Annotated in this window: 22 protein-coding genes; 11 read left to right on the forward strand and 11 right to left on the reverse strand. The window is 75.3% G+C overall.

The window, feature by feature from the left end; all coding sequences use genetic code 11:
• Positions 1 to 6 precede the first annotated feature (6 nt).
• Positions 7 to 474 (forward strand): HAD family hydrolase, encoded by a 468-nt coding sequence (locus ACFPK1_RS06215; protein WP_378020022.1) that lies wholly within the window; start codon positions 7 to 9, stop codon positions 472 to 474.
• Position 475: 1 nt separating this feature from the next.
• On the opposite strand, the gene ACFPK1_RS06220 is transcribed toward ACFPK1_RS06215, so the two are convergent.
• From ACFPK1_RS06220 to ACFPK1_RS06235, 4 genes are all read right to left on the reverse strand, one after another.
• Positions 476 to 952, reverse strand: a complete 477-nt coding sequence (locus ACFPK1_RS06220; RefSeq protein WP_378020023.1) for a methylated-DNA--[protein]-cysteine S-methyltransferase — start codon at positions 950 to 952, stop codon at positions 476 to 478.
• A 76-nt stretch (positions 953 to 1,028) separates the two neighbouring features.
• On the reverse strand, positions 1,029 to 1,307 hold the full coding sequence (locus ACFPK1_RS06225) for a MoaD/ThiS family protein (protein WP_378020024.1): 279 nt from the start codon (positions 1,305 to 1,307) through the stop codon (positions 1,029 to 1,031).
• Positions 1,307 to 2,395 carry a GTP 3',8-cyclase MoaA gene (moaA, locus tag ACFPK1_RS06230; RefSeq protein WP_378020025.1) on the reverse strand — a complete coding sequence of 363 codons (1,089 nt, stop codon included), beginning with the start codon at positions 2,393 to 2,395 and terminating at the stop codon, positions 1,307 to 1,309. Before moaA ends, ACFPK1_RS06225 begins: the two co-directional genes overlap by 1 nt.
• Positions 2,396 to 2,476: 81 nt before the next feature.
• Positions 2,477 to 2,764, reverse strand: a complete 288-nt coding sequence (locus ACFPK1_RS06235; RefSeq protein WP_378020026.1) for a hypothetical protein — start codon at positions 2,762 to 2,764, stop codon at positions 2,477 to 2,479.
• A gap of 54 nt (positions 2,765 to 2,818) precedes the next feature.
• Here ACFPK1_RS06235 and ACFPK1_RS06240 point away from each other — a divergent pair, with 54 nt between their 5' ends.
• Together ACFPK1_RS06240 and ACFPK1_RS06245 are read left to right on the forward strand one after the other, a co-directional pair.
• Complete coding sequence (locus tag ACFPK1_RS06240; RefSeq protein ID WP_378020027.1) at positions 2,819 to 3,871, forward strand: efflux RND transporter periplasmic adaptor subunit; 1,053 nt, start codon at positions 2,819 to 2,821, stop codon at positions 3,869 to 3,871.
• Positions 3,868 to 4,347 (forward strand): hypothetical protein, encoded by a 480-nt coding sequence (locus ACFPK1_RS06245; protein ID WP_378020028.1) that lies wholly within the window; start codon positions 3,868 to 3,870, stop codon positions 4,345 to 4,347. The genes ACFPK1_RS06240 and ACFPK1_RS06245 overlap by 4 nt, the downstream gene beginning before the upstream one ends.
• On the opposite strand, the gene ACFPK1_RS06250 is transcribed toward ACFPK1_RS06245, so the two are convergent.
• Together ACFPK1_RS06250 and ACFPK1_RS06255 are read right to left on the reverse strand one after the other, a co-directional pair.
• Entirely contained in the window at positions 4,348 to 5,373 is a 1,026-nt protein-coding gene (locus tag ACFPK1_RS06250; RefSeq protein WP_378020029.1) for a hypothetical protein, read from the reverse strand. It abuts the gene before it with no gap.
• A complete protein-coding gene (locus ACFPK1_RS06255; protein ID WP_378020030.1) occupies positions 5,357 to 6,589 on the reverse strand; it encodes a hypothetical protein in 1,233 nt (410 codons plus the stop codon). The genes ACFPK1_RS06250 and ACFPK1_RS06255 overlap by 17 nt, the downstream gene beginning before the upstream one ends.
• Before the next feature lie 204 nt (positions 6,590 to 6,793).
• Here ACFPK1_RS06255 and ACFPK1_RS06260 point away from each other — a divergent pair, with 204 nt between their 5' ends.
• Positions 6,794 to 7,522: a response regulator transcription factor gene (locus ACFPK1_RS06260; RefSeq protein WP_378020031.1), complete on the forward strand. Its 729-nt coding sequence runs from the start codon at positions 6,794 to 6,796 to the stop codon at positions 7,520 to 7,522.
• Between the two features lie 49 nt (positions 7,523 to 7,571).
• Here ACFPK1_RS06260 and ACFPK1_RS06265 read toward each other — a convergent pair whose 3' ends face one another.
• The gene (locus ACFPK1_RS06265; protein ID WP_378020032.1) at positions 7,572 to 8,777 is read right to left on the reverse strand and encodes an acyl-CoA dehydrogenase family protein; all 1,206 of its coding nucleotides are present in this window, start codon (positions 8,775 to 8,777) and stop codon (positions 7,572 to 7,574) included.
• Positions 8,778 to 8,908: 131 nt separating this feature from the next.
• Between ACFPK1_RS06265 and ACFPK1_RS06270 the strand changes: the two genes are divergently transcribed.
• From ACFPK1_RS06270 to ACFPK1_RS06285, 4 genes are all read left to right on the forward strand, one after another.
• Positions 8,909 to 9,313 (forward strand): TOBE domain-containing protein, encoded by a 405-nt coding sequence (locus ACFPK1_RS06270; RefSeq protein WP_378020033.1) that lies wholly within the window; start codon positions 8,909 to 8,911, stop codon positions 9,311 to 9,313.
• Positions 9,310 to 10,095 (forward strand): molybdate ABC transporter substrate-binding protein, encoded by a 786-nt coding sequence (modA, locus tag ACFPK1_RS06275; RefSeq protein WP_378020034.1) that lies wholly within the window; start codon positions 9,310 to 9,312, stop codon positions 10,093 to 10,095. The genes ACFPK1_RS06270 and modA overlap by 4 nt, the downstream gene beginning before the upstream one ends.
• Before the next feature lie 41 nt (positions 10,096 to 10,136).
• The gene (locus ACFPK1_RS06280; protein ID WP_378020275.1) at positions 10,137 to 10,910 is read left to right on the forward strand and encodes an ABC transporter permease; all 774 of its coding nucleotides are present in this window, start codon (positions 10,137 to 10,139) and stop codon (positions 10,908 to 10,910) included.
• A 134-nt stretch (positions 10,911 to 11,044) separates the two neighbouring features.
• Positions 11,045 to 12,118, forward strand: a complete 1,074-nt coding sequence (locus ACFPK1_RS06285) for a sulfate/molybdate ABC transporter ATP-binding protein (protein ID WP_378020035.1) — start codon at positions 11,045 to 11,047, stop codon at positions 12,116 to 12,118.
• 42 nt (positions 12,119 to 12,160) lie between these two features.
• Here ACFPK1_RS06285 and ACFPK1_RS06290 read toward each other — a convergent pair whose 3' ends face one another.
• Positions 12,161 to 12,775, reverse strand: a complete 615-nt coding sequence (locus ACFPK1_RS06290) for a TetR/AcrR family transcriptional regulator (protein WP_378020036.1) — start codon at positions 12,773 to 12,775, stop codon at positions 12,161 to 12,163.
• Between the two features lie 60 nt (positions 12,776 to 12,835).
• Here ACFPK1_RS06290 and ACFPK1_RS06295 point away from each other — a divergent pair, with 60 nt between their 5' ends.
• Both ACFPK1_RS06295 and ACFPK1_RS06300 read left to right on the forward strand, forming a co-directional pair.
• Positions 12,836 to 14,236 (forward strand): FAD-dependent monooxygenase, encoded by a 1,401-nt coding sequence (locus ACFPK1_RS06295; protein ID WP_378020037.1) that lies wholly within the window; start codon positions 12,836 to 12,838, stop codon positions 14,234 to 14,236.
• A gap of 71 nt (positions 14,237 to 14,307) precedes the next feature.
• Positions 14,308 to 15,000 carry a hemerythrin domain-containing protein gene (locus ACFPK1_RS06300; RefSeq protein ID WP_378020038.1) on the forward strand — a complete coding sequence of 231 codons (693 nt, stop codon included), beginning with the start codon at positions 14,308 to 14,310 and terminating at the stop codon, positions 14,998 to 15,000.
• Here the strand turns inward: ACFPK1_RS06300 and ACFPK1_RS06305 are convergent.
• Positions 14,997 to 16,181 carry a phosphorylase family protein gene (locus ACFPK1_RS06305; protein ID WP_378020039.1) on the reverse strand — a complete coding sequence of 395 codons (1,185 nt, stop codon included), beginning with the start codon at positions 16,179 to 16,181 and terminating at the stop codon, positions 14,997 to 14,999. The two genes, ACFPK1_RS06300 and ACFPK1_RS06305, sit on opposite strands and share 4 nt — an antisense overlap.
• A complete protein-coding gene (locus ACFPK1_RS06310; RefSeq protein WP_378020040.1) occupies positions 16,174 to 16,881 on the reverse strand; it encodes a maleylpyruvate isomerase family mycothiol-dependent enzyme in 708 nt (235 codons plus the stop codon). The genes ACFPK1_RS06305 and ACFPK1_RS06310 overlap by 8 nt, the downstream gene beginning before the upstream one ends.
• A 139-nt stretch (positions 16,882 to 17,020) precedes the next feature.
• On the opposite strand from ACFPK1_RS06310, the gene ACFPK1_RS06315 reads away from it, so the two are divergent.
• Positions 17,021 to 18,670, forward strand: coding sequence for an AMP-binding protein (locus ACFPK1_RS06315; RefSeq protein ID WP_378020041.1), 1,650 nt, complete (start codon positions 17,021 to 17,023; stop codon positions 18,668 to 18,670).
• A 6-nt stretch (positions 18,671 to 18,676) separates the two neighbouring features.
• On the opposite strand, the gene ACFPK1_RS06320 is transcribed toward ACFPK1_RS06315, so the two are convergent.
• Complete coding sequence (locus ACFPK1_RS06320; protein WP_378020276.1) at positions 18,677 to 18,949, reverse strand: cupin domain-containing protein; 273 nt, start codon at positions 18,947 to 18,949, stop codon at positions 18,677 to 18,679.
• Positions 18,950 to 19,161: the final 212 nt, after the last annotated feature.

Below are 19,161 nucleotides of genomic sequence, written 5' to 3' on the forward strand. Positions count from 1 at the left end.
TCCGTCGTGGACACCGACGATCCGCTGTGGGGCGCGCTCGACCGGGTCGCGGAGACACCGACGCTGCTCGTGGCCTGCGCCTTCGACGGGGCCCTCGCGCCGGACGAGGGTGACCCCGCCGAGGCCCGCGCCGAGCAGGTGTCGTCCGAGGCGCTCAACGTCCTCGTCGCCCTGGCGGACACCACGGTCGCGGTGGTGTCCGACCGGCCGCGCGACGAGGTCGCCGAGCTGATGTTCCTCTCCGGCGCCAAGGGCGGGCTCCGGATGGTCGCGCCGGAGGGGCTGGACGCCCTGCGCGACGAGGTCGGGGCCACCGCCCTGGTCGCTGTCGGGGTGGCGGTCACCGGGACGTCCGCCGACGTGATCGTCGGCGTCGGCGAGGAGCTCGGGGCCGGCGCGCCCTACGAGGTCGAGGACGTGGACGAGGTCGGCGAGCTGCTCGAGGAGCTCGCCGGCCTGCGCCGCAGCCCCTAGCTCAGAACAGGACCTGGTCGCGGGACTCGAGGTCGAGCAGCGCGCGCTTGCGTTCGAGGCCCCCGGCGTAGCCGGTGAGGCTCCCGTCGGCGCCGACGACGCGGTGGCACGGCACGACGATCGCCACCGGGTTGCGGGCCATGGCCCCGCCGACGCGACGGGCCTCGCCGGCGGCCAGCCCGGTGGCGGCGGCCAGCGCGCCGTAGCTGACGGTGTCGCCGTAGCCGACCGACCGGAGCTCGTCGAGGACGCGGCGGTCCCACGCGGGGTGCGCGGACAGGTCGACGGGCACGCTGAACTCCCGCAGCGTGCCGTCGAGGTAGGCGTCGACCTCGCGGCGCGCCAGGTCGAGGATCGCCTCGGCGGCCTCGCCGCGGGTGACGTCACCGTCGACGGGGGAGAAGCCGAGCAGGGTCAGCCCGTGCTCGGACGCCTCGAGGTGCAGGGGACCGATCCGGGTCTCGTGGACGACGCTCATGCCTGACAGAACACCACCGCGGTCGAGCGTGTGGCGGTACGGACGTCCAGTGTCAGCGATGGCCCACCGCTGACGTTCAGCCGCCGGCGAACGGGGGGAGGACGTCGACGGTCGCGCCGTCGGCGAGCACCGTGGTGCGGTCGTGGACCGCGGTCTCGTCGAGCAGGAAGCTCGCGGCGCCCAGCACGCGGGCCAGGGCGTCGCCGTGGTCGGCGGCCAGGGCCGTCACCAGGTCGGCGACGGTGGCGCCGACCGGGACGGCGACGGCCTCGCTGCGCGTGCCGGCCGCGGCCTTGGCCCCGGCGAAGTAGCGCACCGTCACGGTCGTGACGCGGACGTCGGTCGAGGCGGTCATCATCCTCCGATCGCGCTCATGGGCCGGTCGGGCTGCAGGAAGCCCGGGTCGTCGATGCCGTGGCCGGGCTTCTTGCCCCACATCGCCACGCGCCAGGCGTCGGCGATCTCGCCGTCGGTGCCGCCGCCGCGCAGCAGGCCGCGCAGGTCGTTCTCCGAGCGGGCGAACAGGCAGTTGCGCACCTGACCGTCGGCGGTCAGGCGGGTGCGGTCGCAGTTGCCGCAGAACGGGCGCGTCACCGAGGCGATCACGCCGACCTTGGCGGGGGCGCCGTCGTGGCCGGTCCACCCGTCGACGAGGAAGCGCTCCGCGGGTGCGCCCCCGCGATCGGCCGTGTCCTCGGTGAGCGTGAAGCGGGTGCGCAGCGCGGCCAGCACCTGCTCGGCGGTGATCATGCGGTCGCGCTGCCAGGAGTGGCCGGCGTCGAGGGGCATCTGCTCGATGATGCGCAGCTCGTAGCGCTCCTCGAGGGCCCAGGCGAGCAGGTCGGGCGCCTCGTCGTCGTTGAGCCCGGGCATCAGCACCGTATTGATCTTGATCGGGTCGAGCCCGTGCTCGCGCGCCGCGCGCAGGCCGGACAGGACGTCGTCGAGCCGGTCGCGCCGGGTGATCTCGGCGAACCGGTCGCGGCGCAGCGTGTCGAGCGAGACGTTGACGCGGTCGAGGCCCGCGGCGGCGAGACCGGCCGCACGGCGGGTCAGCCCGAGCGCGTTGGTGGTCACCGACATCTCGGGGCGGTGGGGCAGCGCGGCGGTGGCCGCCACGATGTCCTCGAGGCCCTTGCGCAGCAGCGGCTCGCCGCCGGTGAAGCGGATCTCCTGCACGCCCAGCTGCTCGACGGCGATGCGCACCAGGCGCACGATCTCGTCGTCGGTGAGCGCCTGCTCGGTCGGCATCCACTCCAGGCCCTCGGCGGGCATGCAGTAGGTGCAGCGCAGGTTGCAGCGGTCGGTCAGCGAGACCCGCAGGTCGGTCGCGACACGTCCCCAGGAGTCGACCAGGCGTGCGTCGGCGGGGCGTCCGCTGGTGTCCGTGGTGGCGGTGGCGGCTCCGGGGACGGCCGGCACACCGAGGTCGAGGGCGGTCATCACCGTCCACCCTAACCGCGTCGCGGGGGTGCCGTGAGTAGCGTCTCCGCAGGTCGGAGGGCTACTCCGCAGATGCGGTGATCAGGACGCGGAGAAGATCGCAGCTGCGGCGCACGGTGCGGGGAAACGGGCCGATCGGAGAGGTCGCTCAGCGGGGGAGCAGCCCGCGCACGGCGGCCCGCGCCGGCTCGGCGCCGTGGCGCGCTCGTCGGTGTCCCCGAACGCCGCGAGGAACGTCGTCATCTGGCACGCCCCGAGCAGCAGCAGGGCCGACGCGCGCGGGTCGACCGCGGGGTCGAGGCGTCCCGCCCGGGCCTCGGCGGCGAGCGCGAGGGCACCCGCTCGACGCGCGCCCCGGACGGGTGACACGCCGGGTGCGCGCTTCCCCGAGGCGGGCGGCGCGCCGCACTACGGTCGGACACCATGTCCACGGGTCGGCGCCGCCTGGGCTGGCTGCTGCCGACGGTGCTGGTGGTGGTCCTGCTCGCCGGCGCCGGCAGCGCGGTGGTCCTGCTGCGCGAGCCCCAGCTCCTGCCCGGGCGCACGGCCGCGGTGGTGCCCGTGGTGCGCGCCGACGTCGTCACCGAGATCCGCGCGCCCGGCGTGGTCCGCAGCGGCGGTGAGGCCGACGTGTCGTTCGCGGTGAGCGGGGTCGTGCGGACCGTCGACGTCGCGCCGGGCACGGTGGTCGCCCCCGGGGACGTGCTCGCGACCCTCGACGACGCCCCGATCCGCGCGCGGATCACCGCCGCGCAGACCGCGCTCACCGCCGACACCCGCGACATCACCGCCGCGCGCAGCGCCGTCCCGGTCGACCTCGTGGCGGTCGGGCGCTTCGAGGCCGCCGCCGCCCGCGACCGCGCCGAGCTCGCCGAGGCGAACCGCCAGCTCGAGGGCACGGTGCTGCGCGCCCCGCGCGGCGGCACGGTGACCGCCGTGGCCGGGCAGGTCGGCGACCGCGTCGTCGCCGGCGCGCCCACCCCCGACGACGCCCCGAGCCGGCGGCCGTTCGTGCGCCTCGCCGACCTCGCCGCGCTCGTCGTCCGCGCCGCGGTGCCGCCCCGTGACGTGCCGCAGGTGGCGACGGGCCAGCCGGCGTCGGCCGCCGTCGACGGCGTCGGCGACCCGGTGCTCGGCGAGGTCGTCGGCGTCGAGCCCGCGCCGGGCCCGGACGGCGCCTACGGCGTCTCGGTGGCCGGCACGCTCCCGCCGCCGACGCTGCGCGTGGGCCAGGCCGCCGACGTGCGCGTGATCGTCGAGCGCGCGATCGGCGTCCTCGTCGTCCCGCCCGCCGCCGTGCGCCCGACCGGCCCCGACCGCGGCACCGTCCTCGTCCGCCCGCCGGACGGCCGGGGTCCCGACCGGGCCGTCGCGGTCACCACCGGGCTCGCCGACGCGACGTCGGTCGAGATCCGCGCGGGGCTGCGCGAGGGTGACCGCGTCCTCGTCCCGCGGGATCCGGGGCCGCGGCCGTGACCGATCGCGACGAGTTCGGGCGCAGCGACGACTGGGAGGACGAGTACTACCGCGCCCGGGACCACGCGACCGACCCCGGGGACGGCCCCCCGCCGGAGCCGGCCTCCCGCGAGCGTCCCCGCCCGCGGCGCTGGGTGATCGCCCTGGCGCTGCTCACCGTCTTCGTCCTCGGCGTCGTCGGGGGTGTGGTCGCCGACCGCTACCTCGCGGTCGGCTGCCGCACCTGCGCGCCGCCCGCGGGGATCGGCGTCCCGCTCGTCGGCACGCTCGAGAGCACCGCTGACGGGCTGATCGCCGTGCGCACCCCGGAGGGCCGCCTCGTGCCCGTGCGGACCTCGCCGGCCACCCGCGTCGTCGACCAGGCGCAGCGCCCCGGGCCGGTCACCGGCCTGGCGCGGGGCACGCGCGTCAGCGTGCTCGGCGTGCCCGACGCCGACGGCGTGCTCACCGCCGACACGCTCGGCGTGCCGGGCTAGCTAGAAGGCGCGCTCGAGCCAGTCCAGCAGGCCCTGGCCCCACGAGGTGCCGGCGTCGTTCACCGGCCGCGCCGGGGGCAGGGGCGCCGGCAGGGGCGCCGGCAGCCCGGGGGGCCCGGTGAGCAGGCCCGGGGGCACCACCGGGGGTGTGGTCGTCGTGGTGGTGGTCGTGCTCGTCGTCGTCGAGGTGTCCTCGACCGGCGGCCGACCCGGCCGGCCGGGCCGCGGGGGCCGGGTCTCCTCGGGGGGATCGCTGACGGTCGTCGTCGTGGTCGTCGTCGTGGGCTCGGCCGACGTCGTGGTCGTGGTCGTGGTCGGCGCGACGGTCGTGGTGGTGGTCGTCGGCGCCGGGGTCGTCGTGGTCGTGGTCGGCCGCGGCGTCGTCGTGGTGGTCGTGGGCTCGGTCGTGGACTCGGTCGTGGTGGTCGTGGTCGGTGTCGCCGAGGTCGTCGTGGTCGTCGGGTCCGGCGTGACCGTCTTCGTCCGCGTCTCGGTGCGCGTCTCGGTGCGCGTCTCGGTGGTCACCGGGGCCGGCACGGCGGTCGTGGTGAGCCACAGCGCGCGCAGGACGGGGCTCGCGCCGCCGTCGGCGCGCCGCAGGAGCACGCGGACCGAGAGCTCGGTGCTCGGGTCGCCGAGGCGGGCGGTGCCGCCGCGGGGCACGGTGACCCAGGAGCCCCAGGTGCCGTCGCCGCGCAGCCCGCGCGCCTCGACGACCAGGGACCCGCCGGAGGGGACGTCGGCGGTGGGGACGCCGGCGACGGAGTCGACGACGCCGGTGGTGCGCCGCGGCGCGAGCACCAGCTCGCCGTCGCGGACGCCCGAGTCGTCGAGCCGGATGGCACCGCCGTCGAGCACGACGCCGCGGTCGTCGCCGCCGTCGATCGCGAGCTCGGGCGACCAGCTCTCGGTGCGGGGCGGGTCCGTGGACGCGCCCGCGGGCACCGCGAGCGCGATCGCGAGCCCCACGGCGCCGGCCGCGACGGCCAGGGCGCCGTGACGCCGGGAGTCAGCAGGACGGGACATCGCGCGCCTCCACCAGGTCGGCCGGGACGAACTGGGCGGTCCCGAGGCGGATCCACCGGGTGCCGACCCCGGTGCGTCCGGCCCCGGCGTCCACCGCGCACTCGTAGGACATGCGGGCCTGCGGGGCGACGACGCCGACGACGGGCGCGTCGGCGCCGGGCGCGGCGCGGACCTCGAGGCGGGCGGCGCGGTCGATCGCCGTGCCGGAGGGACCGGTGCCCGTCCAGAGGTAGGTCACGGTCACCCAGGTGTTGTCGGTGAGCCCGAGGTCGTCGCGGAAGGTGCCGTCGGCGAGGTCGATGCCCGCCGGGTTGGCGACGCGGCGCCCCGAGCCGTCGCGCCCGCCGCGGTAGTCGTCGGTGAAGGCGGCCTCGGCCTGCGGGCGTCCGCGGGGCAGGTCGCCGAACTCCTGGCGCACCGCGCTCTCGCTCCAGTAGTCGTCGCGGGTGTTCCACGGGCCGACGTCCCAGAGCGGCACCCAGGTGCAGCGGGTCTCGGAGGCGCACACGCGCGCGGTGTAGTCGCCCGTCCCGCGCGGGCTCAGGCTGCGCCGCGACGGGAGGGCGGCGAAGCGGTCGTTCCGCTCCACCTCGTGCCCGTTGGCGGTGTCGTTGCCGACGAGGCCGATGCGGGTGGCGAAGACGCGCGAGGTCAGGGGCGTGGTGGTCGTCGGCTCCGGGGCCGTGAGGCGCTGCGGGCCGCGGTCGGCGGTCAGTCCGAGGCGGCGCAGCGCGGGCCCGGACCCGTCCGGTGCGGCGACGAGCGTAACGCGCACCTGGATCTCGAAGGTCGGCTGCTCGAGGCGGGCGGGGCTGCCGGGCTCGGCCTCGCGCCACTCGCTCCACGTGTCGTCGTCCCGGATGCCGCGGACCGCGACGACGACCTGCGCGCCGGCCGGGACGTCGGCGGCGACGTCGGCGGACACCCGGTCGGTCACGGCGGCGGGCCGTCGCGGGGCGAGCAGGAGCTGGCCCTCGGCCGGCGCCGAGCCGGTGCTGGTCGCCCGGGGCTCGCGGTCGCGCAGGCGCACCGCGCCGTCGCCGGTGACCACGTTGGTGTCGTCGCCGCCCTCGATCGCGAGCTCGGCGATCCACGACTCGCTCGTCGGCACCGCACCGGCCACCGGCGCGGCGAGGACCGACGCGAGCACCGCACCCGCCGCGACGGCGGTGCCGAGCGCCCCCCGGGTCCACGATCCGGTCCGGCGTCCCGCCATCGGAGCTCCCGTACGTCGGGTCCTCGTTCGGGGTCGAGGACGTCGGCGACCATGGAAGGTCGCCGACTCTCTGTGGACAAGCGAAAGCAGGGAGACGCATGTGGGTGATAGCCGGTGAGGCGACTTACATGACTGTCATTACGGTGATCGCGACCCCGCGCGTCGCCACACCGGACATCACCCCGATGAGGTACGTCTATCGGGGTGCACGAGAGCGGGGGCTCAGGAGAGACGTGTGTCGTCCACGACGGGCGACCACAGGCGCGGCGCCGGCTGCAGATGCTCGTCGACACGGTCGCGGGCCCGGAGGCGGTCGCGGTCGCCCGCGACGCCGACGACCTGCTCGCCCTGCTGGCGGCGACGCCGCGGGCGATCGCGGTGCTCGGGCTGGCCGAGACCGAGCCCACCGGGCTGGACGTGGTGCGCCGCGTGCTGGCCGACGCGCCCGGCACGGCGGTGCTCGTCGCCGGGTCGGGGGAGGCGCACGCGCCCGCCCAGCAGGCGCTCGCCGAGGGCGCCGCGGGCTTCCTGCGCTGGGAGGCGCCGCGGGCGATGATCCGCACGCTGGTCCGCAGCCTCGCCAGCACCGCGGCCGGCGACGACCTCGTGCCGCGCCCGGCCGGGCCCTCGGCGCGCGGGTCGGTGGAGGCGGTCGCCGCGCCCGAGGACGGCCTGTACGACGTCGTCGTCGACCTCGCCGCGCAGCAGCGTCTCGAGCTCTCGGTCCGCGAGGTCCAGGTGCTCATCGGCGTCAGCCGCGGGCTGACCAACGCCGACATCGGCCGGCGGCTCTACCTCTCCGACCACACGGTCAAGTCCCACACCGGGCACCTGTTCCGCAAGCTCGGGGCGAGCGACCGCGCGCAGGCGGTCAGCCACGCGTGGCGCCTCGGCCTGTTCGTGCCGGCGCCGACCCGTCGCGCCGGCGCCTGACATGTGAGCGAAATTCCCGGCTATCGCCGGGAACTTCGCTCACGGAGGACTAGGTGTGCGCCTTGAGCTCCTGGCGCGCGACGGAGCGCAGGTGCACCTCGTCCGGGCCGTCCGCGAGGCGCAGCGCGCGGGCCCAGGCGTAGGCGTAGGCGAGCGGGAAGTCGTCGGAGACCCCGCCGCCGCCGTGGATCTGGATCGCGCGGTCGATGACGTTGCACGCCATCCGCGGGCAGATCACCTTGATCGCCGCGATCTCCGTGGCCGCTCCGCGCGAGCCGACGTTGTCGATCAGCCAGGCCGTCTTGAGCACCAGCAGGCGGGCCTGCTCGATCTCGATGCGGCTCTCGGCGATCTGCTCGCGCACCACGCCCTGCTCGCCCAGGGTCTTGCCGAACGCGACGCGCTCGTTGGCGCGGCGCACCATCGCGTCGACCGCGCGCTCGGCCATGCCGATGAGGCGCATGCAGTGGTGGATGCGGCCGGGGCCCAGGCGCGCCTGGGCGATCGCGAAGCCGCCGCCCTCCTCGCCCAGGAGGTTCGACACCGGCACGCGGACCTCGTTCAGCTCGAGCTCGCAGTGCCCGTGCTGGTCCTGGTAGCCGAAGACCGGCAGCGGCCGGGTGATCGTCATGCCCGGGGTGTCGCGCGGCACCAGCACCATCGACTGCTGGCGGTGGGTCGGCGCGTCCGGGTCGGTCTTGCCCATGACGATGAAGATCTGGCAGCGCGGGTCGGCGGCGCCCGAGATCCACCACTTCCGGCCGGTGATCACGTACTCGTCGCCGTCGCGGCGGATCGAGGTCGTGATGTTGGTGGCGTCCGAGGACGCGACGGCCGGCTCGGTCATCGCGAACGCCGAGCGGATCTCGCCGGAGAGCAGCGGCTCGAGCCACTGCTGCTTCTGCTCGGTGGTGCCGAACAGGTGCAGGGTCTCCATGTTGCCGGTGTCGGGGGCCTGGCAGTTGATCGCCTCGGGGGCGATCACCGGCGACCAGCCGGACACCTCCGCGACCGGCGCGTACTCGAGGTTCGACAGCCCCGAGACGTCCGGCAGGAAGAGGTTCCACAGCCCGCGCTCGCGGGCCTCGGCCTTGAGCTCCTCGATCACCGGCGGCAGGTCGTGCTCGGCCGGCGTCCCGCGCCGCTCCTCGCGCCAGGCGTCGTAGGCCTTCTCGGCGGGCAGGACGGCCTCGTCGAGAAAGGCGCGCATGCGGTCGGTGTAGTCCTGCGCCGCGGCACTGGGTGCGAAGTCCACCTCCGCACCTTCCCACCGCGCGCCCCGGGCGCGCGAGACAGAGCGTGGACGCCCCCGGCGGAGGCGCCGGAGCCGGACATGCGGCTGCCCCGACCGTGTACAGACGCGTTCACGGCTCTACACTCCCCACCGTGACGCACTTCCGGATCGCCGAGGCCGCCCGGCTGCTCGGCGTGAGCGACGACACGGTGCGCCGCTGGACCGACAGCGGCTCCCTGCCCGTCACCGCCGACGCCAGCGGCCGCAAGGTCATCGCCGGGTCGGACCTCGCGGCGTTCGCCCGGGCGCAGGCCCACGCCACCCCCGACCCGTCCGGGGTGGGCCGGTCGGCCCGGAACCGGTTCGTCGGGCTCGTCACCGCGATCACCAGCGACAAGGTCATGTCCCAGGTCGAGATGCAGTGCGGGCCCCACCGCGTCGTCTCGCTGATGAGCACCGAGGCCGTCGAGGAGCTCGGGCTCGAGGTCGGGTCGCTGGCGGTCTCGGTCGTGAAGGCGTCGCACATCATCGTCGAGACCCCCGGAGGCATGGCGTGAGCAGCGCCCGCAGACTCGTCCTCACGGCGCTGACCGCCGCCCTCGCCCTCGGTGCCGCCGCCTGTGGCGGATCGTCCGGTGGGGAACAACAGCCCGCGCCCGCCCGCACGCTGACCGTCTCCGCGGCCGCGTCCCTGACCGACGTCTACGAGGCGCTCAAGCCGCAGTTCGAGCAGGCCAACCCGGGCACCACCGTGCGCTTCAACTTCGGCGGCTCGGACACGCTGGCCCAGCAGGTCGTGCAGGGCGTGCCCGCCGACGTCCTGGCCACCGCCAGCACCCGCACGATGCAGACCGCGCAGCAGGCCGGGCGCATCCAGGGCGAGCCGGTCACCTACGCGTCCAACCAGCTCCAGATCGCCGTCCAGCCGGGCAACCCCAAGGGGGTCGTCGACCTGTCCTCGCTGGCTGGCCCGCAGGTCACCGAGTCGATCTGCGCCCCCGCGGTGCCGTGCGGTGCCGCCACCGAGGCCGCCGAGCGCGCGGCCGGGGTCACCCTCGACCCCGTCAGCGAGGAGCAGGACGTCCGCTCGGTGCTCCAGCGCGTCCAGACCCGCAACGTCGACGCGGGCCTGGTCTACGTCACCGACGTGCGCGCGTCGAACGGGCAGGTCCAGGGCATCGACTTCCCGCAGGCGACCGCCCAGGGCGCGGCGCAGAACTACCTGATCGGCGCGGTCGCCGGCAGCCAGAACGCCGATCTGGCCACCAGCTGGATCCAGTTCGTCACCGGTCCCCAGGGCGACGCGGCCCTGCAGCAGGCCGGGTTCACGCTGAAGTGACGCGCACCCGTCCGGCCCGGGGTGGTGCGGTCACCCTCGCGCTGCCCTGGCCGGTGTGGGTGCCCGCGGTGGTGGGCTTCGGCCTCATCGCGGTCCCGGTGGCCGGGCTGGTCGTCCGGACGAACTGGCGCGACTTCGGCGCGCTGATCACCACCGACGCGGCGCTCGACGCGCTGCTGCTCTCGCTGCAGACCGGGCTCGTCTCCACCGCGCTGTGCCTGCTGCTGGGGACGCCCCTGGCGCTGGTGCTCGCGCGGTCGCACCTGCCGGGCCTGCCGGTGCTGCGCTCGATCGTGCTGCTGCCCCTGGTCCTGCCGCCGGTGGTCGGCGGGCTGACGCTGCTGTTCCTGCTCGGGCGCACCGGGCCGGTGGGGCAGCTGCTGGACGCCTGGTTCGGGATCACGGTCCCGTTCTCCACCACGGCCGTCGTCATCGCGCAGACCTTCGTCGCGATGCCCTTCCTCGTCGTCAGCCTCGAGGGCGCCCTGCGCACCGCCGGCGAGCGCTACGAGGTGGTCGCCGCGACCCTGGGCGCCTCGCCGCTGACCGCGCTGCGCCGGGTCACGATCCCCGTGGTGCTGCCCGGTCTCGTGTCCGGCTCGGTGCTCGCCTTCGCCCGGGCGCTGGGGGAGTTCGGGGCGACGATCGCCTTCGCCGGCAACCTGCAGGGCACCACGCAGACCCTGCCGCTGCTGATCTACATACAGTCGCAGAACGACCTCGACGGCGCGGTGGCGATGTCGCTCGTGCTCGTCGTCGTCGCGGTCCTCGTGATCGTCGCGACCCGCACCCGCGACGTCTCGGGCGTGCGGTGAGGCCCCCGATCCGGCGCCGTCCGCGCGCGTTCGACGCCCCCGACCGTGCCAGCCGTTCCGGCGAGGGGCGCCTCTCGCCGGCTGTATCGAGCGAAGGGGCCCTTCGCTCGGAATCCGGGGGCCTGCAGGCGCGGGTGACGACGCGCCGCGGCGGCTTCACGCTGGACGTGGCCGTCGAGGTCGCGCCGGGCGAGGTCGTCGCCGTCCTCGGACCCAACGGGTCGGGCAAGTCGACGCTGCTCGGCACGCTCGCCGGGCTCTACGCGCCCGAGGACGCCCGGGTCACGCTCGGCGGGCGGGTGCTCACCGACACGGCGTCCGGGATCGCCGTCCCCGCCCACCAGCGCCGGGTGGGACTGCTGAGCCAGCAGGCGCTGCTCTTCCCGCACCTCACCGCCCGCGACAACGTCGCCTTCGGCCCGCGCTGCGCCGGCCGGGGGCGGCGCGAGGCCCTGGCGGCCGCCCGGGAGCGGCTCGCCGACGTCGGTGTCGCCGAGCTCGCGGGCCGCCGTCCCGCCGAGCTCTCGGGCGGGCAGGCCCAGCGCGTCGCGATCGCCCGCGCCCTGGCCGTCGAGCCCGACCTGCTGCTGCTCGACGAGCCGTTCGCCGCGCTCGACGTCGACGCCGCCCCCGCCGTGCGCTCGGTGCTGCGCCGCCTCGTGCGCGACACCGGCCAGACCACGCTGCTCGTGACCCACGACGTGGTCGACGCCGTGGTGCTCGCCGACCGGCTCGTCGTGCTCGCCGAGGGCGGGGTCGTCGAGCAGGGCCCGACCGCGGAGGTGCTCGCCCGCCCGCGCTCGGCGTTCGCCGCCCGGATCGCCGGGCTGGACCTGGTCACCGGTGTCGCCGCCGGGGACGGCCTGACCACGCCCGGGGGCGAGACCGTGTTCGGGCGCGCCTCCGAGCAGGTCGAGGCCGGCGAGCCGGCCGTCGCCGTGTTCCCGCCGAGCGCGGTCGCCGTGCACCGCAAGCCGCCGGAGGGCAGCCCCCGCAACGTGCTCCCCGTCCGCCTCGCGGCGCTCGAGCCGCAGGGCGAGGTCGTGCGCCTGCGCGCGGGCGCGGCCCCGGACGGCCCGCCGTGGGTCGAGGGCCTCGCCGCCGACGTCACCCCGGCCGCGGTCGCCGAGCTCGGCGTGGAGCCCGGCGACGACCTCTGGTTCTCGGTCAAGGCGACCGAGGTGGCCGTGCACCCGCGCCGCCGCTGACCCCATGTGAGTACTTTCGGGGGCTATAGGCCCCGAAAGTACTCACGTGCAGAGGGAGCGCTCGGCCGTCGCGACCAGGCGCCGCGCGACCTCGTCGGTGGACAGCCCGCGGCCGGTGTAGAGCGCGTCGAAGCTCTCGAAGCCGGCGAGCACCCAGAGGGTGTCGGCGGCCTCGGCCTCGGTGACGTCGTCGCGCAGCTCGCCCTGCTCGGCGAGGCGGCGGGCGAGGTGGAGCATGCCGCCCCACCGGTGGTCCTCCATGCGCACGATCGCCCCGCCCACCGCGTCCGGGTCGAGCGCCGACATCGCGAACAGCACGGCGGCGACGTCGCGCATCGCCGCGAAGATCTCGGTGCCGGCGCGCAGCCCGCCGCGCAGGTGCTCGCGGGCGTCCGGGTGCGCGACCGCCTCGGTGAGCCGCGCGAGCCCCGAGCGCTCCCACAGGTCGCGGGCGAGCGCGTCGAAGAGCCCGGCCCGCGACCCGAACACCAGGTACACCGTCGACCGCGAGACACCGGCCCGCCGCGCCACGTCCTCGAGCCCGATCGCGGCGCCGCGCGTCTCGGTCAGCCGGTGCTCCAGCGCGGTGAGCACGTCCCGGCGCGTCTGTTCGGCGGACACGGCGCGCAACCGTTGCTCGTACTTCCGGGTGGCCACCGGGCCGAACCTAGCAGATTTGGCTTGACACTCTGTATTCGACTGCACAGCCTGTCTTCCATGAGACAGCATGTACAGCAGAAGTCCGACGTCCTCGTGATCGGCGGCGGCGCCGCCGGGCTCGCCGCCGCGGTCACGCTCGGCCGGCACGGGATCCGCACGCTCGTGGTCGAGAAACGCCCGTCACCATCGGCCTGGCCCCGGGCCACCGTGGTCAGCACCCGCGCGATGGAGCACGTGCGCTCCTGGGGCCTGGAGCCGGCGGTCCGCGCGGCCGGCGTCGACGCCGACGTCTGGCTGTGGGAGTGCGCCACGCTGGCCACGGCCGGGGAGGGCCGCGCCCGCGCCGTCGGCTACCCGACCCGCGAGCAGGCGGCCCTGGTCAGCCCGACGACGCCGGTGGTGGTCGCCCAGGACCGGTTCGAGGCCGTCCTGCGGCGCCACCTCGCCACGCTGCCCTCGGTGCGGGTCGAGACCGGCACCGAGATCGCGACGGTGACGCCGGGGCCCGACGGCGCCGTCGCCACCACCGCCGACGGCCGCGCGCTGCACGCCCGCTACGTCGTCGCCGCCGACGGCGCCCACAGCCGGGTCCGTCAGGGCCTGGGCGTCGCCGTGCACGGCGACGACGAGGGCACGCTGATGGGCACGCAGGCCGTCGTCCGCGCCCCGCTCGCCGCGGTGCTGGGCGAGGTGCGCTTCGGCCTCTACTGGACCACCGACACCCCGGGCCTGTTCCTGCCGACCGGCCCCGACGACCGCTGGATCCACGCGCCGGGCACCGGTCCCGGGACGACGCCGGGCCCCGACGAGATCGTCGAGAGCGTGCGCCGCGGCGCGGGCGCCGCCCACCTCGACGTGCGGGTCGAGAGCATCCGCGCGGTGCACGCCGCGGCCCGGCTCGCCGAGACGTTCCGCGTCGGCGACGTGTTCCTCGCCGGCGACGCCGCCCACCGCGTGACCCCGCGCGGCGGCACCGGGATGAACACCGCCCTGCAGAGCGGCGTCGACCTCGCCTGGAAGCTGGCCTGGGTGCTGCGCGGCTGGGCCGGCCCGGAGCTGCTCGACACCTACGAGGCCGAGCGCCGCCCCGTCGCCGAGCACGTCGTCGCCCGCTCCGCCGACCCGGGCGGCAGCCGCCGCGACGTCGCCGCCGAGCTCGCCGTCGACCTCGGCGCCCGGCTCCCGCACGTCGCGCTGCCCGACGGCCGCTCGACGCTCGACCTGCTCGGTCCCGGCTGGACGGTCCTCGCCGGCCCGGCGGGCGACGGGCCCGCCCGCGCGCTGGCCGCCGAGCGCGCCGGCACCGCGCCCGTCGTCGTCCACGCCCTCGACGCCCTCTCGGCCCGCGCGCTCGGCCTCGCGCCCGACGCCGCCCTGCTCGCCCGCCCCGACGGCGTCCCCGCCGGCCTGCGCAGCGGCGCGGCGGCCCCGGACCGGCTCGTGGACGCGGCGGCGTGAGAAGTTTCGTTTGACTCTTACTCAATTCGAGTTGGTCTGACTCCATCCGATCCAGCACGAGAGGACCCACCATGACCGTTCCGACCGCCCCGCACCCCGCCGTTCCGCGCCGCCCGGACGAGCCCGCGCCCGACCTGCTCGACTACCGCGTGGTGCACCGCGCCATGACCACGGACACGGCGCGCCTGGCCGCCGTGGCCGAGGAGCTGGTGCGATGTCCGGACCGACGTCGGCTCCGGCTCCTGCGCCGCCACCTGCGCGGGGTCACGGCCGAGATCGTCAACCACCACCGCGTCGAGGACGCCGACGTCTGGCCCTTCCTCGAGGCGGTGGCCGGGGACCGCACCTCCCTGGTCGCGCTCACCGAGGACCACGAGCGCCTCGATCCCCTGCTCGACCGCGCCGCGGCGCTCGCGAGCGCGCACACGGCGATCCCGGAGCTCGCCGCGACCCTGCGGGAGGTGGCCGACCTGCTCGCGCGCCACGTGGCCGACGAGGAGCGCGACGTCTTCCCGATCATCGTCGACCGGGTCCGGGTCGAGGACTACGCGCGGCTGCAGGAACGCTTCCGCGGCACGCTCGGGCTGCGCGTGCTCACCTTCGTCGTGCTGTGGGTGGTCTCCCACGCCGGCCCCGACGAGCGCCGGGCTCTCCTCGCCGACGCGCCGCCCCCGCTGCGGGCGATCCTCGCGGTCACCGAACGAGGCTTCCGGGCCCGGACCGAGCGGCTCTTCGGGCCGGACGCCGGACAGGTCGCGGCCTAGAGGTCGGGCGGGCCCCCGAACAGCGGCTCGTCGACGGCGCGGATCTCCTGGCCCGGCAGGCCCTCGGGGTGCTCGCGGCGCACCGACTCCAGCGCGGTCAGCGCGAGGTCGAGGTGGTGGCGCTTGGAGGCCTCGTAGAACTCCTGCGCCCCGGCGGCGAGCTTCGGCGAGCCGTGCAGCGGCTTGTCCGAGACGCACAGCAGCGTCGCGTGCGGCACGCGGTAGCGGAACCCGTTGGCCGCGATGGTCGCCGACTCCATGTCGACGGCGACGCTGCGGCTCAGCCGCATCGCCCGCAGGGTCGCCTGCTGGTTGAACTCCCAGTCGCGGTTGTCGGTGGTGTGCACCGTGCCCAGGCGGTACGGGCGCCCGGCCGCCTGGAGCGCGGCGAGCAGGAACGTGTTGAGCCGGTGGTTGGGGATCACCGGGACGTCGAGGGGGAGCACCTCGTCGAGGACGTGGTCGGCGCGCTGGTAGCCGGTGGCCAGCACGAAGTCGCCCTTCTGCTGGTGGTTCCGCAGCCCGCCGCAGTGCCCGATCATGATCATCGTGTCGGGGCGGAGCACCGCGACGTGATCGGTCGCGGTCTTCGCGTTGGCCGGCCCGACGCCGATGTTCACGAGGCTCACGCCGTCGCCGGCCTCGGTGACGTGGTGGTAGGAGGGCATCTGGGCGCCCGGGCGGTCGGGGCGCACGGCGTCGGGGAAGCGCTCGAGGAACGCCTCGACGTGCATCGCGTAGTTCGTGAACAGCACGTGGCGCTGGAACGACCCCGCGGGCGTGCCCGTGTAGTGGCCGATCCGGTCGATCGACAGCGCCATCCGCTCGGGCGAGAAGAGGAAGAGCTTCTTGGACCGGGTGTCGACGCGGTCCTCGTCGAGGGCGGCGAAGAACGCCGGGTCGTCGAACGGCGGCTGTTCCCGTGACGGGCGCGCCGTGATCCGCGCGCCGATCGTGAGCAGCGACGCCAGCTCGCGGCACAGGTAGCGGCGGATCGCACCGGCGCGGGCGAACTCGCCGTCGATGTGCGGGTTGTGCACCGACCACGGGCGGACCACCTCGAGCCGGCCGTACCAGCCGTCCTCGTCGGCGGCGACGAGCACGTCGACGAGCCGGTCGGTCGCCTTCTCGACGTCGTCCTCGCCCAGGCCGGCGCCGTCCACCTCGACCACGTCACCCATGCACGTCACCCATGGGCGCATCGTCGCAGCCCCGGCCGACGGCGGCGGTCCCGGTCATCCGTCCGGTGACGAGTGTGACGCCCGGCCCGTCGAGCGCGTCGAGCCCGGCGGGACGCCCGGTGGCGACGAGGAGCAGCTCGCCGACCGGCCCGCGGACCTCGGGGCCGTCGCCGCGCGCCCAGTCCGCGTCGGTGGCGACCGTCCGCACGCCCGCGAACCGCTCCCGCGCCCCGTACATCGGCGTCGCGCACACGGTGTCGATCACCATGAGCACCCGCTCGACGGGCATCGGCCGCACGATCCCGAGCGGCCGGGTGATGTCCTGGCCGTGGACCAGCACGTCGTCGAGGGGGTCGGCCGGCGCGCTGACCGCGAGGCGGCGCGGGACGTCGGCGGTGTCGCGCAGGCGGTCGAGCAGGGCCCGCGGACCGAGGGCGGCGGCCCGCGCGCGGGCCTGGCGGGCGAACACCGCGTCGAGGTCGCCCCGGGCCCGCGCGACCTCGAGCATCAGCGGCACGGTCCGCAGCTCCACCGAGAACGTCAGGTGCGCGAGGACGTCGTGCGCGGTCCACGACGCGCACAGCGACGGCGTCGCCCACGCGTCGTCGTCGAGCGCTGCGAGCTGGTCGGCGAGGTCGCGGCGCTCGGCCGCGACGTGGGGGAGGAACTCGGTGACGTAGCGGCGCCGGGCGGATCGCACGAGTGACTCCTCGGGGGTCGCGGGAGGCGGTGTCGAGGGTGGGACGGGTGCGGGGGCCCCGGAGTCATCGCTGTCATTCCGGCCGATCGACGTGACATCGTGTCGGCAACCACAGGTGTGCTTCTCCCGGAGGTCGAACGTGACGGCGCCAGCCCAGCCCCTCGTGCCCAGCTACACGTCCGGCATCTCGGACATCCCGCTGCTCGGGGACACGATCGGCGACAACCTGGACCGCACCGCGGGGGCGCGGCCGGACGCCGAGGCGCTGGTCGACCGCGCGCGCGGCGAGCGCTTCACGTGGTCGCAGTTCGTGGCCGAGGTCGACGCGCTGGCGCTGGGGCTGCTCGACCTGGGTGTCCAGGTGGGCGACCGGGTCGGCATCTGGGCGCCGAACTGCGCGCCGTGGACGCTGCTGCAGTACGCGACGGCCAAGATCGGCGCGATCCTGGTCAACATCAACCCGTCGTACCGGACCCACGAGCTGGCGTTCGTGCTCGACCAGGCCGGCATCTCGCTGCTGGTCGCCGCGCGCAGCTTCAAGACCTCCGACTACGCCGGGATGATCGAGGAGGTCCGGCCCGAGCGGGCGGCGCTGCAGCGGGTCGTGATCATCGACTCCGACGAGTGGAACGCGCTGTTCGTCCGCGACGGGGACACCTCACGCGTCCGCGAGGTGCAGGCGACGCTGACGCCGGACGACCCGATCAACATCCAGTACACGTCGGGGACCACCGGGTTCCCGAAGGGCGCGACGCTCTCGCACCACAACATCCTCAACAACGGCTTCTTCGTCGGGCAGCTCATCGGCTACTCGGACGTCGACCGCGTGTGCATCCCGGTGCCCTTCTACCACTGCTTCGGCATGGTCATGGGCAACCTGGCCTGCACCAGCTCGGGCGCGACCATGGTGATCCCGGCGCCCGGGTTCGACCCGACCCTGACCCTCGAGGCCGTCGCCGCCGAGCGCTGCACCTCGCTCTACGGCGTGCCGACGATGTTCATCGCGGAGCTGGGCCTGGACAACTTCGAGTCCTACGACCTGGGCAGCCTGCGCACCGGGATCATGGCCGGCTCGCCGTGCCCGATCGAGGTGATGAAGCAGGTCGTCGAGCGGATGGGCATGTCCGAGGTCGCCATCTCCTACGGCATGACCGAGACCAGCCCGGTGTCCACCCAGACCCGCGTCGACGACTCCCTCGACCGCCGCGTGTCGACCGTGGGCCGCACGATGCCCCACCTCGAGTCGAAGATCGTCGACCCGGAGACCGGGCGCACCGTCCCGCGCGGCACCCCCGGCGAGCTCTGCACCCGGGGCTACTCGGTGATGCTCGGCTACTGGGAGCAGCCCGAGAAGACCGCCGAGGTCATCGACCGCGCCCGCTGGATGCACACCGGCGACCTCGGCGTGATGGACGACGAGGGCTACATCAACATCACCGGGCGGATCAAGGACATGGTCATCCGCGGCGGCGAGAACATCTACCCGCGCGAGATCGAGGAGTTCCTCTACACCCACCCCGACATCGTCGACGCGCAGGTCATCGGGGTCCCCGACGAGCGCTACGGCGAGGAGCTCATGGCGTGGGTGCGGATGCGGCCGGGCAGCGAGCCCCTCACCGTCGAGGCGCTGCGCGAGTTCTCCACCGGCAAGCTCGCCCACTACAAGATCCCGCGCTACGTGCACGTCGTCGAGGACTTCCCGATGACCGTCACCGGCAAGGTCCGCAAGGTCCAGATGCGGGAGGAGGCCGTCGAGCTCCTCGGCCTGCAGCAGGCGCCGACGGCCTGACGCCGTCTACGGGGCGGGCAGGATCGCGACGCCGTGGGCGGCCGTGTGCTCGGCGACGGCCGCGGGGTCCGGCGGGCCGTCGGCGGTCAGCCGGCTCATGCCGCGCAGGAACTCCACCTGGCTGCGGCCGGTGACGACGACGAGCATGCGGGCGGGCGCGCCGGAGGTGTTGCGGTAGCAGTGCGGGGTGCCCGGGGGGATCCAGACCGGACCGGCGCCGCCCTCGCGCGTCTCGTCGCCGACCTCGATGGTCACGGTGCCGGCCACGACCGCGAACAGCTTGTCGCCCGAGAGCCACGCTGGGGCTCTCGGAGTGGACGGTGCAGGACCACGTGAAGGCCGTGCTGGCGAAGTTCGGGGTCTCCGGGCGGGCCGAGCTCCAGGCGGCGCTGTTCCTCGGGACCTACGCCGGACTGCACGCCGGACTGCACGCCGGCTGAGCCGGACGGCGAACGCCGTGCGGCTTCGGGGCGGATTCGGGGTGGCCGCGC

It is taken from the genome of Actinomycetospora rhizophila (assembly GCF_042657905.1).
GTDB classification, from domain to species: Bacteria; Actinomycetota; Actinomycetes; order Mycobacteriales; family Pseudonocardiaceae; genus Actinomycetospora; species Actinomycetospora rhizophila.

Excerpts from the sequence above, each read along its gene's own strand:
- ACFPK1_RS06220 (WP_378020023.1), bottom strand. The coding sequence starts at position 952 with ATGAGCGTCGTCCACGAGACCCGGATCGGTCCCCTGCACCTCGAGGCG.
- ACFPK1_RS06225 (WP_378020024.1), bottom strand. The coding sequence starts at position 1,307 with ATGACCGCCTCGACCGACGTCCGCGTCACGACCGTGACGGTGCGCTAC.
- moaA (WP_378020025.1), bottom strand. The coding sequence starts at position 2,395 with ATGACCGCCCTCGACCTCGGTGTGCCGGCCGTCCCCGGAGCCGCCACC.
- ACFPK1_RS06240 (WP_378020027.1), top strand. The coding sequence starts at position 2,819 with ATGTCCACGGGTCGGCGCCGCCTGGGCTGGCTGCTGCCGACGGTGCTG.
- ACFPK1_RS06250 (WP_378020029.1), bottom strand. The coding sequence starts at position 5,373 with ATGTCCCGTCCTGCTGACTCCCGGCGTCACGGCGCCCTGGCCGTCGCG.
- ACFPK1_RS06255 (WP_378020030.1), bottom strand. The coding sequence starts at position 6,589 with ATGGCGGGACGCCGGACCGGATCGTGGACCCGGGGGGCGCTCGGCACC.
- ACFPK1_RS06295 (WP_378020037.1), top strand. The coding sequence starts at position 12,836 with ATGAGACAGCATGTACAGCAGAAGTCCGACGTCCTCGTGATCGGCGGC.
- ACFPK1_RS06300 (WP_378020038.1), top strand. The coding sequence starts at position 14,308 with ATGACCGTTCCGACCGCCCCGCACCCCGCCGTTCCGCGCCGCCCGGAC.
- ACFPK1_RS06305 (WP_378020039.1), bottom strand. The coding sequence starts at position 16,181 with ATGGGTGACGTGGTCGAGGTGGACGGCGCCGGCCTGGGCGAGGACGAC.